Source organism: Dietzia sp. DQ11-44, from assembly GCF_014145205.1.
Taxonomy (GTDB): domain Bacteria; phylum Actinomycetota; class Actinomycetes; order Mycobacteriales; family Mycobacteriaceae; genus Dietzia; species Dietzia natronolimnaea.
Window position 1 is genome coordinate 1 of record NZ_JAALEC010000412.1, and the last position, 2,138, is coordinate 2,138.

Below are 2,138 nucleotides of genomic sequence, written 5' to 3' on the forward strand. Positions count from 1 at the left end.
CCGGCGGGCGAGCTCCGCCTCGTCGCGGCCGCAGCACAGGACCAGGGCCGCTGAGCGCACGATCTCCCCCGGCGCCCGGCCGCGCTCGGCGCACGCCTCGTCGACGCGGCGGTACTGGGTGGCCACGGTGTCGACGTCGGCAAAGGGCACGTTGAACTCGTCGGCGAACCGGGCGGCCAGTGCGGGGGTGCGACGCTTGCCGAAGCCCCCGACGATGACCGGCGGTCGCTGCTGCAGCGGCTTGGGCAGGCCGGGAGAGTCCACTAGATCGATTCGCTTGCCGCGCACGGTGACCGTCTCGCCCTCGGGCGTCGACCACAGGGTCTCCAGTGCGCCGAGGGTGTCCTCGAGCATGTCGAACCGCTCGCCGATGGGCGGGAAGGGGATCCCGTACGCGGTGTGTTCGTCGTCGTACCACCCGGCGCCCAGGCCGATGTCCAGGCGTCCCCCGGACATCTGGTCGACCTGCGCGAGGGAGATCGCCAGCGGGCCGAGGTGCCGGAACGTCACCGAGGTCAGCAGGGTGCCGAGCCGGATGGTGCTGGTCTCCCGGGCCAGGCCGGCCAGGGTGAGCCAGGCGTCGGTGGGTCCGGGCAGGCCGCTGACGTCGCCCATCTTGAGGTAGTGGTCCGAGCGGAAGAACGCCTCGTAGCCCAGCTCCTCTGCCGCGCGGGCGACCGCGAGCTGATCAGCGTAGGTGGCACCCTGCTGGGGTTCGACAAAGACGCGCAGCCCGACCTTTCCATCGGACGCGCGGTCGGTGGTGGCGCTGGGCGCGGTGGCGGAGCTGGACGCGGGCTGGCTGGAGTCGGCTGGCATGACGTCCAGAATGCCTCCGCTTGATCAGGCGTGCCAGTGTGACCGGCCCATGCGCGTCCCAACCGGGGCTGCACGAAACGAACGACGACGACAAAGCCATCGCAGGGTCACTCTTGATCGCGTTCTCCCAGGTCGGGTGTTGGCGAATCCGTCACATTCGACCACTCGACGAGTGGGCGGGAGAACACCGGCGCTCACTGCACGCTCTCGGCGCGTTGCCGCTCCCTCAGCCGCAGCACGCGCTTGGCCACAAACCAGACAAACAGGATCGCGATGATCGCCAACACCGCGTTGGACAGCACCCCACTCCACCGCTCCAGAACGGGCTTGATCGCCGGGCCAAACACGAACCCCGCGCCAATCCAGATCGCGTTCCACACCCCGGATCCGATGAGGGTGTAGGCGGAGAAGTGCAGGACGGGCATTCGGCTGATCCCGGCGGGTATCGAGACGAACGAGCGCACCAGGGGGACGCAGCGCCCCAGCAGCACGGCCACTCCGCCCCACCGCTGGAAGAAGGCTTCCGATTTGTCGAAGTCCTCGTAGTCGAGCAGCGGGATCCTGCCCACCAGGCGCCTCGTGCGATCGCGTCCGAGCGCGGCCCCGACGGCGTACCAGATCCAGGCGCCGAGCAGCGCGCCCGCCGTGGCCGCGGCCCAGGCGAGGGAGAAGCTCATCCGCCCCTCGTAGGCGAGGAACCCCGCCCCGGGCAGGACCGCCTCGGACGGGATCGGTGGCAGGAACGTCTCGAGCAGGATCGCCAGTCCCACGCCGAGCTCGCCCAGTGTCTCCATGAGATTCAGGACCCATCCGATGAATCCGCTGTACTCGGCCGAGGGTTCGATCGGCGGCGCCTGGGCAAGGGTGATCACGTCGATGTCCGTTTCTCCCGCGCTCGGGGCCTGGTGAGCGTCTCTGGTCGCGGGGCCGGGTGTCCACGGCCCGGTCGCGGTGCAGCGCATGCCCGGCAACCATTGGAGGATACCGGTTCAGAACCCCGGGTTGGCTGAGAGATTTCCTGTCGTGAACGGCCGAGCGGGCCGGCCGGCGTGGGAGTGGTGCGGCGAGACCACTCGCTCACCAGTGATCGCAGCTACTACTGCACCCGTCCCTTTGGCCGGCACACGCGGCCGTCGCTGCCTTCGCCGCGGATCTGGTGCGCGTGACGCTCGACGGCGATCAGCTCGGGGAGTTCACCGCCGCCACCGAGGACTCCGCGCCGGCGGCGTACAGCGAGGGTTTCGACGACGTGGTGTTCTTCTGCCTTCCCGATCCCGCCACCGGCGAGGTCCACCTCCCCGTGGCCGCGCCGGGCGGCG

General features: G+C 69.9%; 2 protein-coding genes. Both read right to left on the bottom strand.

All coding sequences use genetic code 11. The features are described from left to right. On the bottom strand, positions 1 to 819 hold an 819-nt coding region (locus G6018_RS10780; RefSeq protein WP_182639578.1), incomplete at its 3' end, for an LLM class F420-dependent oxidoreductase. Positions 820 to 1,013: 194 nt separating this feature from the next. Then, a complete protein-coding gene (locus G6018_RS10785; RefSeq protein ID WP_182639579.1) occupies positions 1,014 to 1,691 on the bottom strand; it encodes a VTT domain-containing protein in 678 nt (225 codons plus the stop codon). Between the last annotated feature and the right edge of the window lie 447 nt (positions 1,692 to 2,138).